This window comes from Providencia sp. PROV267 (assembly GCF_028477825.1).
Lineage (GTDB): Bacteria > Pseudomonadota > Gammaproteobacteria > Enterobacterales > Enterobacteriaceae > Providencia > Providencia stuartii.
Map to the genome: position 1 here is coordinate 281,773 of NZ_JAMPLX010000002.1, position 15,363 is coordinate 297,135.

Here is a 15,363-nt window from a genome sequence, read left to right on the forward strand (position 1 = left end):
CTCTTTTTTTGCCTGTTGTTTGTAGCCCACCTAATAGTGATTTCATCAATTAAGCCACTCTCATCACCCAATGATGATTATCTTTGTCATAACGATGACGGTATAACAGAACGGGTTTCTCATTGATGAGTGCAGGAATACTGGTATTTTCATCCCAACCATCTAATTGCATACAAAACTCAGTATCAGAGTCACAAGGTATACTGAGGGTATCACTTTTATGATCTGACATGATGGCGTCATTGATTTCATAGGAAGATATTTTCAAATTAACTATGCGCATAATGTTACCTCTCGATTAATGTGTAGCTGTGGCGTTACGACTCAACAAAATTAAGCATAGTACAAATGGAATCGATTTCCAAAATGTTTTTTAAGGGCAAGTTAAAAGAAAGGTGCAATATTGTTAAAATATGCACCTTTCTAGTGATTACTGTTTAGGGATGGATGTTCCCCATTCTAACCAGTCTTTAGGAGGTTCTAATTTTAGAATGAAATGCTGATCTGGCTTCGCTTTCGGCGCGAGAGGCACCGTTGGTGGGGTCGCCAAGGAGATACCTCCCCGAACAAACTGCTTGAAGGTGCCACTCTTGATCATGCCGCCTGTGAGGCCAAAGGAGAGGTTATAACCTGAAGAGATCCAAAATTGGGTATTGTCGCGGATCAGGTATTGGAACTCTTTACCAATTCGAGTCGCAACATATACGCGGTCGGAAAGCTCTCCCAAATATAAACCAGTAACTGTACCAATTTCCATTCCCCTAAAGAGAAGAGGGGTTCCAACCTGAATAGAGCCAACTTCGGTGGCATCTAATATAATTGTTAAGCCATCTAAGTAACGCGAGTCTGTAATATTGGCCGTTTGTAGTTCAAATTGGTAACGATTTCTATTTCCTCGTCCTGGCTCGGCACTGATATAAGGTTGGATCAAGGTATCGAGGTTATTGACGCCAGAAGGAGAAAGCTCTGGTGTGACAATAGCAAAGCGACTGCCACTTTTCGTGAAAGCTTGCACATACTCTGGATAAAGGATCGCGCGTGCATTCACTTCGCGGTTATTTGGCGATAATTTCAATGAATCGATTTGTCCAATATCGATACCTAAATAGCGAATCGGCATCCCTTCTGACAATTTAGACGCATCAAAAGTGGTTAAAGTCACGACACTCCCAATGGCTTTTGCCGCAGTTTCGTTTGGATAGAGGGTATGTTGCCTTGCACTATCAAGTTTGGCCGTTGGAATATTATCAAAACTAATGGCACCTCTAATTGCTCGTGTAAGAGGAGCGGCCTGAACGGTTAATCCACTGCTATTGAGTTTGACTTTAGCGCCGCCTTCTGCCCAAAAGACGCTTTTATCTGTTAGTAGATGACGGTATTGACTAGAAATATGAATATTAACCGCGAAACCGTCTTTGGTTGGGTTAATTGAGACTATTTCACCGACAGTAAATTGGCGGTAAAGTACTACTGAACCTGCCTGAATATCAGGAAGGGTGTTAGTGTTTAATGTAATTGTGGTGGTGGGTGATGAACCTGTTATACCCGCCTTAGCATTATCATCACTTCGATATAATGGGAACGTTTCAGGCAATGGCTCTTTACCTTTTCCAACCAATAAATGAACTCCACCATCTAACCACTCTTGCGGCGTTGCACCTTGAAACTGGATCCCCGTTAAGCCAAGTTGGACATCAACGCGGCTATTGGCAACAAACTTGGTATCGTTACGGATAAGATGGCGGTACTCATCCAAAATCGCAACTTGGAAGGTAACTTTATCATCAAGTAAGTTACGCTGTAACACTTCACCTATTTTTATTCCACGATAAACGATAGGTTGTCCGGCATCGACGCCATAGGTGTCAGGAGACCATAATGAAACCACTAAACTATTTTTATTTTGCTGTTCATCCTGTCCAATATCATGCCTGTTTGGATGCAAAACAAATTGTTGCCCTTCCTGTGCTGGGGCACTATTAGTCGGTGAATCAAATGCAACAGCACCATTGATTACAGCAGAAAGGCTTTCCATTTTGACATTCACACCAGATTTTAAATCAAAGCCGCCTTGGAAGCCTGAAACATTCCAAAATTGACTGTTTTCTCTCACTAATCGGGTATACCGTTTTTCTATTATGGCAGCGATAGAAACCCCTTGGTCATTAGGCAAAATCGTGTAGTCAGAAATATAACCAACGGGCACTTTGCGATAATAAATCGGTGAGTTTTCATGCAATGAGCCTAAGTCTTTAGCCGTGAGATAAATGAGTAATTGCCCCTCTTCGGTTTGTAGTTGTGGCGGGGAGTCTTGAGCGATAAAGTTGTGTTGCTCTTCACCAGCCCCAGGTTGCATACCGATGTAGTTACCGCCAACAAGTGCATCTAAGCCAGAAACACCGGCTAATGAGGCTTTAGGTGTGACGAGCCAAAATTTGGTGCCAGAGGTGAGTGCGGGCTTCATATCTTTATTGATACTGGCCTTAACAATAATTTTCTTCATATCTTGGCTAACGGTGACAGATTGCACCAACCCAACTTCGACACCTTGGTAGCGGATCGGTGTTCTACCTGAAACTACACCGGGAGCAGAGGAAAATTCAATTGTCACCTCAGTACCTTGTTCCAACCAATGTTGGAAAAGTAACCAACCTGCGATAAACACAGCGACAAGAGGCAATAGCCAAAAGGGTGATATACGTGCTCGTTTACGTAAAATCGCCTCTTGCTCTACAGGTTCATTTTGTTGATTTTGATTTTCCATAAGAATCCCAAATTAAACGACTATCAAGCCACTCGACAGCGAGTATGGTTAAAACTACAGCGATACCGAAAAACAATGCGGCAGGGCCCATAGTAAAAGACATTAGCTGATCACGGTTAATCAGCGTCATCATGAGTGCGATAACAAATAAATCCAGCATTGACCAACGGCCAATCCATGTCACAAATTTTAATAACTTCATCCTCAATACCGGATCCGTCTGACTGCAACGTTGAATGGAGCATAACAGTAAAATCATGATCAGGATCTTAATAAAAGGCACTAAAATACTGGCGATAAAAACAATGATAGCAATGGGCCAATTACCTGATTCAATTAATGAAACGACACCAGAGTAAATGGTGTCTTCCATGCGTTGCCCGTTAAGATAGACAACGGAAATTGGCATTAAGTTAGCAGGAAAAAGCAAGATCATCGCTGCAATCAGTGCGGCCCATGTTTTTTGTAGGCTATATGGCTCGCGGTAGTGTAAGGGGCGATGGCAGCGTTGGCAGACTCCTCGTGAATTTGCAGGCCCGGTATAGTGGCAAGCTTGGCATGTTAAAGCATGAGGGTCATTAGCTTGCTCTTTTTTAGGGTAGAAGAGCTGCCAAAGTTGTTCGACATTTAGGTGGATTAATATTAACAGACTAATTACTGTCATGGTAATAAAAGCGATTAAACCATTTCCCAAAAATACGCTGGCGTAATCTTGCATTTTGATTGCAGCAATCCCCAATCCAATAAGATAGACATCCAACATAACCCATTCTTTTAAACGACTTAGTATCAGTAGGACGGGGCGTAGATTTAGGCGAACACGCCTTCCTATATAGAGATAAACGATAGAAATCGGCAAAAGCAGAGGTGCGCCGATGGCACAGAAGGCGATAATGCTCGCAGTGAATGGGTCACCTTGAGAATTGATGAGCCTAATACCTTCGATCACGTTGGCATAGATTTGTGTCCCCAATAAATGGATTGAAATCAATGGTTGCCAAAATGCGATAGGTGCCAACATTAATAATGTAATAGAAAGAATAAATAAGCGGTTTAGTGACCAAGAACGGCCATCGTCAAGCTGACTGTGGCAACGCGGGCATATCACAACCTGTTGAGTATCATGTGAAGGAATAGATAATTTAAGATTGCAATAGCAGCAGTGTTGCGAAATTATGTCACTATGATTAATGTGATTCATTGTTTTACTCATGGAGTTGTTAGCCGCGCGTGTAATCTAGTGTAAAAAAATTTACGGCTTAGTGACAACTTGCTAACCTACAGGGTGCACAAATTGTTTACTCTATTGCATCATTTAATTATTACAAGAAAATTTTATGGATAAAAACAAGTATTATCACGAACTTTCAGATAGTTTGTCTGCACTATTGGCAGGAGAATATGATTTAATTGCAAGTTTGGCGAATACAAGCGCGTTGTTGTATGAGCGCCTAGAAGGTATTAACTGGGTGGGTTTTTACTTAAGAAGTGGACAAGAGTTAGTGCTTGGTCCTTTTCAAGGAAAGATAGCCTGTGTCAGAATACCGTTTGGCAAAGGTGTCTGCGGTACGGCATATAGCCAAAATAAAATTCAGCGTGTTGATGATGTGCATGCTTTCTCTGGTCATATAGCCTGTGATTCGGCAAGTAATGCCGAAATCGTGCTTCCATTGGAAGTTAATGGTCAGGTTTTAGGCGTGCTGGATATTGATAGTCCAAATTTCAATCACTTTGATCAAAATGATGAAATTGGTTTAAAACATCTTGTAAGCCAGTTGTGTCAACATCTGGCAATGTGTTCGATGCCAAATTATCATTAAATATTGGTATGTTAACTTAATAGGAACGTGGCAATTGTCTGCAACGCTATTATAATGTCGGCTTGTTCATGCCCGTGCTGGTTGGCAAAATCGTTGTTATCAGGAAATTTCATGGAAAATCAACCTAAGTTGAATAGTAGTAAAGAAGTTATCGCGTTTTTGGCTGAGCGTTTTCCACGCTGTTTTATCGCTGAAGGCGAAGCACGTCCGTTAAAAGTCGGAATTTTTCAAGATATCGTAGGGCGTTTGACCGAAGAAGATGGTATTAGCAAAACGCAATTGCGTTCGGCATTGCGTATGTATACCTCTAGCTGGCGTTATCTCTACGGTGTTAAAGAAGGCGCTAAGCGCGTTGACTTAGATGGTAATGATTGTGGTGAATTAGAGGCGGAGCATATTACGCATGCTCGTCAACAATTGACTGAGGCAAAAGCTCGAGTTCAAGCGCAACGTGCAGAGCAAAAAGCGCAGAAACGACCAGCAGCCAAAAAATCAGGTGATAAAAACACCCGCAATCCGGCAGCAGCAAAAGACAAAGCGCCGCGCCATCGCCAGTCAGAAAATAAAGAACGCCCACAAAACTCTTCGACTAAACCTCAGCGCCGTAGTGGTGCAGCATCTCCAGAGCAAAAATTGAAATCAGTGACTGATATTAACGCACTTCAGGTCGGTCAGACTCTGAAAGTGAAAGTTGGTACAAGTCTGATGGATGCGTCTGTGCTGGAAATTGCTAAAGATGGTGTCAGAGTTCAGTTGCCAACAGGAATGGCAATGATTGTGCGCGCGGAACATTTAAAGTTCTGATACGGAGGTCAATCAGGGCATGAACAAACTTTTAAAGATTGCATTAGTCGTTAGTGTTGCCACTTTTGGTAGTGCAATTGCGAATCCTCAAGCAGTGACACAGTTCACTGCTGCTCAGTTACCTGTATTAAAACAGGATACTCAGCATGGCACAGTAAGTGAAAGGGTAACATCTAGGTTTACCCGCTCTCATTATCGCCAATTTGATTTGGATAAAGCGTTTTCCGGTAAAATTTTTGATCGTTATCTGAATATGTTGGATTACGGTCATAACGTTTTGCTTCAGTCAGATGTTGATGAGTATGCAAAAGATAAAGCTAAAGTCGGTGAATGGCTGGAAAATGGAAAACTAGATACGTTCTATGACCTGTACAACCTTTCTCAGAAAAGACGCTTTGAACGCTTCCAATATGCATTAGCTCGTCTTGAGCAACCAATGAATTTTGATGCGAATGACTTTATTGAAGTCGATCGTAGTAAAATGCCTTGGCCAAAAGATAAGCAAGAATTAGATAAGCTTTGGGATCAAAAGGTCAGGTATGATTGGCTGAACCTGAAGCTATCAGGCAAAGATGATAAAGAGATTAAGGAAAAACTCACTAAGCGTTATAACTTTGCTTTAAGACGTTTGACGCAAGGGCAAAGTGAAGATGTTTTCCAATTAATCATGAATGCTTTTGCTCGCGAAATCGACCCTCATACCAGCTACCTTTCTCCGCGCAATACTGAACAGTTTAATTCTGAAATGAGTTTGTCGTTAGAAGGGATTGGTGCAGTCTTGCAGCAAGACGATGAAAATACAGTGATTAATTCATTGGTTGCGGGTGGGCCGGCAGCAAAAAGTAAAGAATTAAAAGTAGGCGATAAAATTATCGGTGTAGGCCAAACTGGTAAGCCGATGGTTGATGTGGTTGGTTGGCGACTCGATGATGTGGTCGCACTGATCAAAGGGCCTAAAGGAAGTAAGGTCCGTTTGGAAGTGGTATCTGACACAAAAGGGGCTAAGCCCCATGTAGTCACTATCGTTCGTGAACAAATTCGTTTAGAAGATCGTGCCGTTAAACTGAACATTAAAAAAGTCGGGAATGAAAAAGTCGCCGTACTAGATATTCCGGGTTTCTATGTTGGTTTAACCAATGACGTTAAAACGCAACTACAGAAAATCGCGAAAGATAACGTTTCTGCCCTAGTTATTGACCTGCGAGGTAATGGCGGTGGTGCATTGACAGAGGCCGTTTCATTATCCGGTTTGTTTATTCCTAAAGGGCCAATTGTGCAAGTCCGTGACAATAATGGGCAAGTGCGTCAGGATGCAGACGATGACGATGTCATTTACTACAAAGGGCCGTTAGTTGTTCTTGTTGACCGCTTTAGTGCTTCCGCCTCTGAAATTTTTGCGGCGGCAATGCAAGATTATGGTCGGGCGCTGATTGTCGGCGAACCAACTTTTGGTAAAGGGACTGTTCAACAACATAGAAGTTTGAGTCGTGTTTATGACCAAATGCTGAAGCCTGATTGGCCTGCATTAGGCTCAGTGCAATACACCATTCAAAAATTCTACCGTGTTAATGGTGGCAGTACTCAGCGTAAAGGGGTAACACCGGATATTGTTATGCCTACAGGGCAAGATCCTGCTGAAACGGGGGAAAGCTTTGAAGATAACGCATTGCCATGGGATAGTATTCCGCCTGCCAATTATAGTAAGGTCGGGGATGTGACTTCCGATTTATCAGACTTAAAAACTAAACACTTAGCACGTATTAGCCAAGATACAGAGTTTAAGTATATCGATGAGGACATTGCACATTATAAAGCGAATAAAGAGAGTAAAAATCTTATTTCGTTAAATTATGCACAACGTCTGAAGGAAGATAATGAAATTGAAGCAACGAAACTAAAACGTATCAATGAGCGTAATGCAAAAGAAGGTAAGCCTCTATTGAAGTCAATTGATGATTTACCTAAGGATTACGAAGGGCCTGACCCGTATTTGGACGAAACAGTTAAAATTGCTATTGATCTTGCTAATCCTGATACCCATTTATTGCCAAATAAAAAATAATTTGGTTAAACAGTAAATTAAATTAGGGCCAGCAATCGCTGGCCTTTTTCATAGCCTGTGTAAAGTTATGTTAATTTTTGGTTTTTTCGTGTTAAAACACTTGAAAAAGTATGAAAAAACCTTATTTATACCCTAAATTCTTCGTGATATTTATTTTTACCAAGGAATCAAAAAAAGATGATGCGAATTGCCTTATTCTTACTCACAAACTTAGCCGTTATGTTTGTGTTTGGGATAATTTTAAGCTTAACAGGTGTTAAAGGGAGCAGTGTTCAAGGCCTGATGATTATGGCTGGCCTATTTGGTTTTGGTGGTGCGTTTATTTCGCTGTTAATGTCAAAATGGATGGCACTTAAATCGGTTGGTGGAGAAGTGATTGAATCGCCCCGCAATGAAACTGAGCAATGGTTAATCAATACGGTAAGCCGCCAAGCTCAGCAAGTGGGTATTCAAATGCCACAGGTTGCGATTTATCACGCGCCGGATATTAACGCATTTGCTACAGGAGCACGTCGTGACGCATCATTAGTAGCGGTTAGCACGGGTTTACTAGAAAATATGAGCCGTGATGAAGCAGAAGCGGTTATTGCCCATGAGATCAGTCATATCGCAAATGGCGATATGGTGACAATGACGCTATTACAGGGTGTTGTGAACACGTTTGTGATCTTTATTTCCCGTATCATCGCTCAATTCGTTTCTGGCTTTATGTCGAGCAATGATGAAGAAAGCGAAAGCAGTAACGGTAACCCAATGGTTTACTTTGCCGTTTCAATGGTATTAGAAATTGTATTCGGTATCTTAGCGAGCATTATTACCATGTGGTTCTCTCGTTATCGTGAATTCCATGCAGATGCTGGTTCAGCGAAGTTGGTCGGTAAAGAAAAAATGATTGCTGCGCTGCAACGTTTGAAAACCAGTTATGAACCACAAGAAGAAGGCCGTTTAATGGCGTTTTGTATCAATGGTCGTGGCAAAGCATTTAGTGAACTTTTCTTGTCACACCCGCCATTAGATAAACGTATTGAAGCGCTACGTTCTGGCGAATATTTGAAATAGTTAAGTTGGCTAATTAGCCATAAAAATTGATGAAAACCCATGGTAGTGAAAAATCTATCATGGGTTTTTTATTATGGGCAAAAATTAATTTAATGCAGATCAAATTAGTGTATTCTTTAAGTGGAATTTCGTAGATTTTCTTTGGGGTCAGGTAGATGAAGGGTCTATGATGAACGAAGAAATGATGAAAATGAGCCTTAACAGAATTAGATAATATTAAGGATATAAAATGGACATACTTGTAAAAACGTTGGTTTTTGGCAATGAGTTTATGACGGTAGAAAATCCAGCGCGCTTAGTTCCCTTTAAATTTGAAATTTACCAATCTCCAACGGGTTTTTATCACCGCATGTATAAAGAAGTAGGAATGTCCGGTGCTAATTTAGGTCAGGCTTTTACTGTATGGGCTTTTGAAGAACAAAAAGCGCACCGTGACCCATCTGGCGAAATAACGTTGGAAAAATATATCCAACATTGCCAAGATATTTATAACGGAAAAGTCAAAGATTAATCTAGAATAAAAAAAGCCCCCTTCATAGAGATTTGAAGGGGGAGCTAAATGAATAAAGAATGGTTTAATTCGAGAGCAAAGATAAATTATTTCGATAAAGGATATTTAGTTATTTGTGCAGTTTTAAGTGTAATTGAACAACAAAGCCCCTTAAATAGCACTTATCGTTAAAATAATCTATTGGCGAAAACCTGCTTTGATCTGTTCAAGCGTATTACGATAAGTCTCAGCTTGTTTTTCATCTTCCATCGATACAATTTCACGCTCCATTTTAATCAGAATTTTACCTGCATCAGCTTGACCAATTGCTTTGAGCATATGTGCAAGCAGGTTTTTTATACAGGTCACTTCTGCTGCTAATTCATTCACATCAGGTTGAGTTGGAAAATGTGCTTTCATTAATAAAGTATCCTTTAAAAATTCGTGAGTTTGCTAATATTGTATCATAGAAAGGTTATAGATTGCGCCATAACATGATGAATTAAGATGAAGAATTCAGATAGGAATTAAAAGGTCGCAATGCAATATCAAAAGGATTAGTGATGTTAACTTTAATAGAAAAACAGTGGCTAGCAGAGCAATTCCCTTTATTTGTTAAGCCTCGACCAGAGCAGAGTCACAAAGGCACGTTTGGAACGCTAAATATTATTGGTGGTAGTGCAGGAATGACCGGCTCTTGCGTACTTGCTGGCGTTGCCGCGCTCAAAAGTGGCTGTGGCAAAGTGATTATTGGGTTTAATCAATCGCCACTCACATTGCAACTTATAGAGCATGCCCCCGAATTAATGTTGCGCCAAGCCAATGAAGTGATAAATGGTGAAACACCAACAGCATGGGTTATTGGTTGTGGTTTAGGTATATCTTCAGATGCGCAATTATTGATAGATAGAGCATTATCATTTGTTGAACAGCAGCAAAGCGTGTTAATTGATGCTGATGGCCTGAATCTACTTGCTCAGATGCCCCTATCTCAAACCTTATCATCACAAACAGTACTCACGCCGCACCCTAAAGAAGCCGCAAGGTTGTTACAAACAACAGTCACGGCGATACAAGCGGATAGGTTGAGTGCCGCGCAACATCTCAGCCAGCGGTTTGGTTGCTGGGCAGTGTTAAAAGGTCACCATACAATAATTTCTGCCCCGAATGGCCAAACTTGGCGCAATGAAACGGGTAATAGTGGGTTAGCTACAGCGGGGAGTGGGGATGTGTTATCAGGGATTATCGGCAGTTTATTGGCGCAATCATTACCCATTGAAGAAGCGGTGAGAGCCGGCGTTTGGTTGCATGGTAAAGCGGCAGACTTACTAATAGAAAAAGGTATAGGCCCTATTGGGTTAACGGCTCATGAAATCATTGATGAGGCGCGAGCTATCAGAAATAGAGCAACTTTTTATTGATGTTCTCGCATTGACTCACTTTAAATACCTGAGAAAAATGTGATACCATTCACATAAATTAGATTGCTTTTCAATCCTTGAAACGAAGCAATATCAAACCTCAGCTTAAATCCAATAACGTGGCTTCTATACCGATCAGCTTTTGATTGGGGGATGGGTTTTTGCTGATATCAACAAAGGCGCAAGCAAAGACAATGACACAGGTTTCTAGAAAAACAGCTTGGATCCGAGTTGTGGCACTAGCGGTCGCCGCATTTGTTTTCAATACCACCGAATTCGTTCCCGTTGCATTACTGAGTGATATTGCGGCGAGTTTTAACATGACAGTAGCCCATACCGGGTTGATGATCACCATTTATGCGTGGGTAGTGGCCATTATGTCATTGCCGCTGATGCTACTTACGAGCAAAATTGAACGGCGTAAGTTATTAGCATTACTATTTATTGTCTTTGTTTTAAGCCATATCCTTTCTGGTTTTGCATGGAATTTTGAAGTTTTGATTGTGGCGAGAGTAGGGGTTGCATTGTCGCATGCGATATTTTGGTCGATCACCGCCTCGTTAGCTATCCGCGTTGCACCTGCGGGTAAAAAGGCTCAAGCGTTAGGTTTATTAGCGACAGGTACTGCGTTAGCAACGGTGTTAGGTTTACCAATAGGGCGTGTTATTGGTCAGTTATTAGGGTGGCGTGTCACTTTCTTATGTATTAGTGCTATCGCATTATTAACCATGATTGCATTGATTCGCTTTTTACCTAAATTGCCGAGTGAGCATTCAGGTTCATTAAAAAGCTTGCCAGTACTTTTTAAACGCCAAGCGTTAGTCGGATTGTTTGTTCTGACGGTCGTGGTCGTCACAGCGCATTTTGCCGCCTACAGCTATATCGAACCTTTTGTTCGCGATATCGCGCTACAGAGCCAAAATTTTGCAACCCTATTATTGCTGATTTTTGGTGTGGCGGGGATTGCGGGAAGTATGATCTTTAGCCGTTATAGTGGTAAATATACACTATCATTTCTACCTGTGGCGATTGCTGTTTTGACGATATGTTTATTATTGTTAATGCCAATCAGTGGTCATGTAAGCTGGCTGGTTATCTTAAGCATATTCTGGGGGATCGCCATCATGTGCGTGGGCTTGGGTATGCAGGTGAAGGTGATTGATCTTGCACCGGATGCCACTGACCTTGCAATGGCAATCTATTCGGGGATCTTCAATATTGGTATCGGTGGTGGTGCTTTGCTCGGTAACCAAGTGATTGTGCATATGGGGATGGCAAGTATCGGTTATGTGGGGGCGATATTTGGCTTGATCTCATTAATTTGGTGTACTTTTATATTTAGACGCTATAGCGCGTCATTTCGCGAACAAGTTAAAACAGCGCCAATGGCACACTAAATAAACTACTTAACATGTTTAATCCCCTGTAATAGTAATGATTCTATTGCAGGGTATTTTTTTATATTTGCTCATTACAGCAATTGATAACTATGCTAAATTTCTTAGCATTTTGATAAAGTTAGATAATAAAAAGGTGACTTGATGAAGGGGCTAGGTTTTTTATTGATGTCTATAGTCGCAGAAGTGATTGCTACAACGACATTAAAGGCATCAGATGGTTTTAGTCGTTTTTGGCCATCGTTGATTGTCGTCATTGGGTATGCGGTCTCTTTTTGGGGATTATCCCAAGTGGTTAAATTGATCCCTTTAGGGATAGCTTATGCAATTTGGTCCGGTTTAGGCATTGTACTCGTTTCGGTCGCTGCAATATTTATTTATCAACAGAAACTCGATTTACCTGCAATTATTGGTATGCTATTAATCATAGTCGGTGTTTTGGTCATCAATCTGTTTTCTAAAAGCAGTGTTCACTGATTCAGGGAACAGAAACAGTTATGGATGGGGATTAGGATGAATCGAAAAAAAAGCAGTCTGCTTAAGTTTACTTTTTGGAATAGCCTATTCGTTGGTAGTCTGTTTGTTTTAGCAGGTTGTGGGAGTTCAGAAACCATAAATACGGCACATCATGTCGATCGCTCAGCTTCCCAATATGCGCAACAGGTGGTTAATTTAGGGCCTCAAGCGCAAGAAGCGTGTGTTTCTGCGGGTGGATTACCTTCATTAAACCTAGAATTGAATGGCGCCCAAACCGCCGTTTGTCAATTTGCTAATGGTAAACGTTGTGCCGCTGATGTCATACTTACAGGCAGTTGTATTTAGTTAAATTCCCTCAGATAAAAAGTCCATCACGCATCATGTTGGGCTTTTTTATATCAATTTTGTAGTTAACCCATTTGTTGAGTTTATTTCCACGTTTCGCTCCCTTGCTTTTCATTTAAATGATAAAGCGCACGCAATTATCTAAATAATGCGGGTAATTTCGGCTGTTATTTATTTAAAAATCGTTGGCAGTAGGTCGGCTATTTTTAGCTAGGGGGATGAATGCAGCGCATGAGTGGATAAAACAGAATGAGTTTTTATTTTTTAATCTAGATGCCATGATAAGAAGTGGCTCCCAATGGCATTCATCGGGAGCCATCGCATTAGCGCCTGCCAATGCGCTTTATAGGACGCGAATTGTACTATTTACGCTATGCTTTTTTGTGTGATGGAAAAAATTGGCTGATAGCGACAATGATAGCCACTAAAAGATAAGCTGCATAAATACCAATTAGCCATTGTGGCATATCTAACCCTAAGAAATCCCATTGCCTAACCGTACAGTCACCCGTTGCTTCAAAGACAGCAGGCGCCCATTTATCTAATGGTAACCACTCGGGGAAATTGACGAAGAAATCACATGATGCAAATGGTGAAGGGTTGAGTTGCAGCATGGTATGCTCCCAAGCAAGATCTAAACCGCGCCATGCAGCGTAGCCCCAAATAATGATGGCAACCCAACGTAAAGCGATTTTGCGTGGCGCTATTGCGCCAATTAACCCTGCAATCATAATGCCAAACAGTGCAACACGTTCATAGATGCACATGACACAAGGCTGCAATTTCATAATGTGCTGAAAATAGAGCGCTGCACATTCAAGCATAAACGCAATAAAGGCCATTAACAGCCAAGCGCCTCGTCCTTGTGAGCAGTAGTTAAAGAATCTGAACATACTTTACTTCCCTAAATTAATGGTACGCACATTTTGCCCCTATTGGTAAGACAAAAAAAGGTGCCAGAGAATAATTATGCGATTTTAAATAAGCCTTTACCTAACATTACAAACTAAACCATTTTATTTGTAATTTCAAATAAGGAGTAATGCCGAATTAGGGGGATAGAGTAAACAAAAGCTACTCCATCTGACGATGTGAGTAGCTTTGAATATAGGTGAGTTGGTGGTGATTAAACTTAAGGTAGGCTAATCCAACCTAAGCTTTCTAACCAGTGTGTGACAGGTATTAACCAAAACTCAACACCGATTAACCCAACCACAGTCATGACGACGGTATAAGGTAAAGCCATCCATACCATGCGGCCATAGGAGAGGCGAATTAATGGCGATAATGCAGACGTCAGCAGGAATAGGAAAGCCGCTTGCCCATTTGGCGTGGCAACCGACGGAAGGTTGGTTCCCGTATTAATGGCAACGGCGAGTAACTCGTACTGATGGTGTGAAATTAGCCCTTCACTTGATGCCTTTAATGCCTCGGTAATATAGACAGTACCGACGAAGACGTTATCTGAAACAGCGGAAAGAAGACCGTTGAATAGATAGAACAAGGAGAGTTGTGATGATTCAGACGATTGCAATACAAATTGAATAAATGGTGTAAATAGCTGCTGGTCGATGATCACCGCTACGACGGAGAAAAAGACGGTCAGTAGTGCGGTAAAGGGCAATGCTTCCTCAAACGCCTTACCTAAGGCATGCTCTTCTGTAATGCCACAGAAGGCGGTGGTTAATACGATGACGGATAAACCGATAAGCCCGACCTCAGCGAGGTGGAAGGCAAGGGCGACGATTAACCAAATACCAATCAAGCCTTGCACAATAAGTTGTGCTTTCTCTTTTTGTGTCCGTTTAGTGCTATTTTTTTGGTCATGATCAGTCAGGACTTGGCGAACGGTTGCAGGTAATTCCGCCCCATATCCAAATAATTTAAATTTTTCGACCAAAAAACACACAATTAAACCGCACGCAAAAACAGGTAATGTAATGGGGGCCATACGTATAAAGAAAGTCACGAAATCCCAATCGACATGCTTAGCAATAATCAGATTTTGGGGTTCACCAACCATCGTCATGACCCCCCCTAATGCTGTACCGATACCGGCATGCATCATGAGGCTGCGCAAGAAAGCTCTAAATTGCTCAAGTGTTTGTTTCTTCTCAGCCGTATCGATATAACTGTCATTTTGTAGATCAGTATTGCTGTGTTGGCTAGAAGCGTATTGATGATAGATAGAATAGAAACCGATGGAGACGCTAATCACAACGGCGATAACAGTGAGCGCATCTAAAAAAGCAGATAAGAAGGCACTTGCTAAGCAGAAAGCTAATGACAACGTACGTTTAGAACGAACATTCAGTAACAGTTTGGTGAAGACGAACAACAACAGTTGTTTCATAAAATAGATACCGGCGACCATAAAGATCAGCAGCAGTATGACTTCCAAATTGTTACTGATCTCATGAGAGATCTGTTTTGGGGTTGTCATGCCAATGATGACGGCTTCAATGGCTAAAAGCCCACCGGGTTGCAGCGGATAGCATTTGAGTGCCATGGCGAGGGTAAAGATAAATTCTACTACAAGTAACCACCCGGCGATGAACGGGCTGACAAAATAAAATACCAGTGGATTGATAATTAGAAATATTATTATTGCGAGCTTATACCAATCTGGAGAATTCCCTAGAAAATTTTTTAAAAAAGCTCTTTTTACACTAAAATCCATTATGAATTGTTTTCCTCTTACTTGATGTATTGTACAGTAAATTC

General features: G+C 41.3%; 17 protein-coding genes. 10 read left to right on the forward strand and 7 right to left on the reverse strand.

The window, feature by feature from the left end:
- Nucleotides 1-49: 49 nt before the first annotated feature.
- The 3 genes from PR709_RS02165 to yebS all read right to left on the reverse strand — a co-directional run bounded on the left by PR709_RS02165 (nucleotide 50) and on the right by yebS (nucleotide 3,965).
- A complete protein-coding gene (locus tag PR709_RS02165; RefSeq protein WP_004920410.1) occupies nucleotides 50-283 on the reverse strand; it encodes a DUF1480 family protein in 234 nt (77 codons plus the stop codon).
- A 147-nt stretch (nucleotides 284-430) separates the two neighbouring features.
- Complete coding sequence (locus PR709_RS02170; RefSeq protein ID WP_004920408.1) at nucleotides 431-2,764, reverse strand: MlaD family protein; 2,334 nt, start codon at nucleotides 2,762-2,764, stop codon at nucleotides 431-433.
- Nucleotides 2,739-3,965 (reverse strand): membrane integrity lipid transport subunit YebS, encoded by a 1,227-nt coding sequence (yebS, locus tag PR709_RS02175; protein ID WP_042116632.1) that lies wholly within the window; start codon nucleotides 3,963-3,965, stop codon nucleotides 2,739-2,741. The genes PR709_RS02170 and yebS overlap by 26 nt, the downstream gene beginning before the upstream one ends.
- 136 nt (nucleotides 3,966-4,101) lie before the next feature.
- Here yebS and PR709_RS02180 point away from each other — a divergent pair, with 136 nt between their 5' ends.
- From PR709_RS02180 to PR709_RS02205, 6 genes are all read left to right on the forward strand, one after another.
- Nucleotides 4,102-4,584: a GAF domain-containing protein gene (locus PR709_RS02180; RefSeq protein ID WP_004920404.1), complete on the forward strand. Its 483-nt coding sequence runs from the start codon at nucleotides 4,102-4,104 to the stop codon at nucleotides 4,582-4,584.
- A gap of 111 nt (nucleotides 4,585-4,695) precedes the next feature.
- A complete protein-coding gene (gene proQ / locus PR709_RS02185; RefSeq protein ID WP_004920399.1) occupies nucleotides 4,696-5,388 on the forward strand; it encodes an RNA chaperone ProQ in 693 nt (230 codons plus the stop codon).
- Nucleotides 5,389-5,407: 19 nt separating this feature from the next.
- Entirely contained in the window at nucleotides 5,408-7,450 is a 2,043-nt protein-coding gene (gene prc / locus PR709_RS02190) for a carboxy terminal-processing peptidase (RefSeq protein WP_004920397.1), read from the forward strand.
- A gap of 177 nt (nucleotides 7,451-7,627) precedes the next feature.
- Nucleotides 7,628-8,509, forward strand: a complete 882-nt coding sequence (gene htpX / locus PR709_RS02195) for a protease HtpX (RefSeq protein ID WP_004920393.1) — start codon at nucleotides 7,628-7,630, stop codon at nucleotides 8,507-8,509.
- Between the two features lie 229 nt (nucleotides 8,510-8,738).
- Nucleotides 8,739-9,020, forward strand: a complete 282-nt coding sequence (locus tag PR709_RS02200) for a hypothetical protein (RefSeq protein ID WP_004920390.1) — start codon at nucleotides 8,739-8,741, stop codon at nucleotides 9,018-9,020.
- Between the two features lie 48 nt (nucleotides 9,021-9,068).
- Nucleotides 9,069-9,191 (forward strand): hypothetical protein, encoded by a 123-nt coding sequence (locus PR709_RS02205; RefSeq protein ID WP_004920387.1) that lies wholly within the window; start codon nucleotides 9,069-9,071, stop codon nucleotides 9,189-9,191.
- A 6-nt stretch (nucleotides 9,192-9,197) separates the two neighbouring features.
- On the opposite strand, the gene PR709_RS02210 is transcribed toward PR709_RS02205, so the two are convergent.
- Nucleotides 9,198-9,419 carry a DUF2594 family protein gene (locus tag PR709_RS02210; protein WP_004920382.1) on the reverse strand — a complete coding sequence of 74 codons (222 nt, stop codon included), beginning with the start codon at nucleotides 9,417-9,419 and terminating at the stop codon, nucleotides 9,198-9,200.
- Between the two features lie 143 nt (nucleotides 9,420-9,562).
- On the opposite strand from PR709_RS02210, the gene PR709_RS02215 reads away from it, so the two are divergent.
- On the forward strand, nucleotides 9,563-10,420 hold the full coding sequence (locus PR709_RS02215; protein WP_004920381.1) for an NAD(P)H-hydrate dehydratase: 858 nt from the start codon (nucleotides 9,563-9,565) through the stop codon (nucleotides 10,418-10,420).
- Between the two features lie 100 nt (nucleotides 10,421-10,520).
- On the opposite strand, the gene PR709_RS02220 is transcribed toward PR709_RS02215, so the two are convergent.
- A complete protein-coding gene (locus PR709_RS02220; RefSeq protein WP_223854892.1) occupies nucleotides 10,521-10,742 on the reverse strand; it encodes a hypothetical protein in 222 nt (73 codons plus the stop codon).
- Between PR709_RS02220 and PR709_RS02225 the strand changes: the two genes are divergently transcribed.
- The 3 genes from PR709_RS02225 (at nucleotide 10,654) to PR709_RS02235 (ending at nucleotide 12,639) form a co-directional block, all read left to right on the forward strand.
- Nucleotides 10,654-11,817 carry a sugar transporter gene (locus PR709_RS02225; protein ID WP_272570703.1) on the forward strand — a complete coding sequence of 388 codons (1,164 nt, stop codon included), beginning with the start codon at nucleotides 10,654-10,656 and terminating at the stop codon, nucleotides 11,815-11,817. The genes PR709_RS02220 and PR709_RS02225 overlap by 89 nt on opposite strands.
- Nucleotides 11,818-11,961: 144 nt before the next feature.
- A complete protein-coding gene (locus tag PR709_RS02230) occupies nucleotides 11,962-12,294 on the forward strand; it encodes an SMR family transporter (protein WP_004920375.1) in 333 nt (110 codons plus the stop codon).
- A 36-nt stretch (nucleotides 12,295-12,330) separates the two neighbouring features.
- The gene (locus PR709_RS02235) at nucleotides 12,331-12,639 is read left to right on the forward strand and encodes a DUF333 domain-containing protein (RefSeq protein ID WP_014656080.1); all 309 of its coding nucleotides are present in this window, start codon (nucleotides 12,331-12,333) and stop codon (nucleotides 12,637-12,639) included.
- A gap of 371 nt (nucleotides 12,640-13,010) precedes the next feature.
- Here PR709_RS02235 and dsbB read toward each other — a convergent pair whose 3' ends face one another.
- Nucleotides 13,011-13,532, reverse strand: a complete 522-nt coding sequence (gene dsbB / locus PR709_RS02240) for a disulfide bond formation protein DsbB (RefSeq protein WP_036940423.1) — start codon at nucleotides 13,530-13,532, stop codon at nucleotides 13,011-13,013.
- 239 nt (nucleotides 13,533-13,771) lie between these two features.
- Nucleotides 13,772-15,319 carry a sodium/proton antiporter NhaB gene (nhaB, locus tag PR709_RS02245; RefSeq protein ID WP_004920360.1) on the reverse strand — a complete coding sequence of 516 codons (1,548 nt, stop codon included), beginning with the start codon at nucleotides 15,317-15,319 and terminating at the stop codon, nucleotides 13,772-13,774.
- Nucleotides 15,320-15,363 lie beyond the last annotated feature (44 nt).

Excerpts from the sequence above, each read along its gene's own strand:
- PR709_RS02210 (WP_004920382.1), bottom strand. The coding sequence starts at position 9,419 with ATGAAAGCACATTTTCCAACTCAACCTGATGTGAATGAATTAGCAGCA.
- dsbB (WP_036940423.1), bottom strand. The coding sequence starts at position 13,532 with ATGTTCAGATTCTTTAACTACTGCTCACAAGGACGAGGCGCTTGGCTG.
- htpX (WP_004920393.1), top strand. The coding sequence starts at position 7,628 with ATGATGCGAATTGCCTTATTCTTACTCACAAACTTAGCCGTTATGTTT.
- prc (WP_004920397.1), top strand. The coding sequence starts at position 5,408 with ATGAACAAACTTTTAAAGATTGCATTAGTCGTTAGTGTTGCCACTTTT.
- PR709_RS02220 (WP_223854892.1), bottom strand. The coding sequence starts at position 10,742 with ATGTTAAAACTCGCCGCAATATCACTCAGTAATGCAACGGGAACGAAT.
- PR709_RS02165 (WP_004920410.1), bottom strand. The coding sequence starts at position 283 with ATGCGCATAGTTAATTTGAAAATATCTTCCTATGAAATCAATGACGCC.
- proQ (WP_004920399.1), top strand. The coding sequence starts at position 4,696 with ATGGAAAATCAACCTAAGTTGAATAGTAGTAAAGAAGTTATCGCGTTT.
- PR709_RS02170 (WP_004920408.1), bottom strand. The coding sequence starts at position 2,764 with ATGGAAAATCAAAATCAACAAAATGAACCTGTAGAGCAAGAGGCGATT.
- nhaB (WP_004920360.1), bottom strand. The coding sequence starts at position 15,319 with ATGGATTTTAGTGTAAAAAGAGCTTTTTTAAAAAATTTTCTAGGGAAT.
- PR709_RS02215 (WP_004920381.1), top strand. The coding sequence starts at position 9,563 with ATGTTAACTTTAATAGAAAAACAGTGGCTAGCAGAGCAATTCCCTTTA.
- yebS (WP_042116632.1), bottom strand. The coding sequence starts at position 3,965 with ATGAATCACATTAATCATAGTGACATAATTTCGCAACACTGCTGCTAT.
- PR709_RS02200 (WP_004920390.1), top strand. The coding sequence starts at position 8,739 with ATGGACATACTTGTAAAAACGTTGGTTTTTGGCAATGAGTTTATGACG.
- PR709_RS02235 (WP_014656080.1), top strand. The coding sequence starts at position 12,331 with ATGAATCGAAAAAAAAGCAGTCTGCTTAAGTTTACTTTTTGGAATAGC.
- PR709_RS02230 (WP_004920375.1), top strand. The coding sequence starts at position 11,962 with ATGAAGGGGCTAGGTTTTTTATTGATGTCTATAGTCGCAGAAGTGATT.
- PR709_RS02180 (WP_004920404.1), top strand. The coding sequence starts at position 4,102 with ATGGATAAAAACAAGTATTATCACGAACTTTCAGATAGTTTGTCTGCA.
- PR709_RS02205 (WP_004920387.1), top strand. The coding sequence starts at position 9,069 with ATGAATAAAGAATGGTTTAATTCGAGAGCAAAGATAAATTATTTCGAT.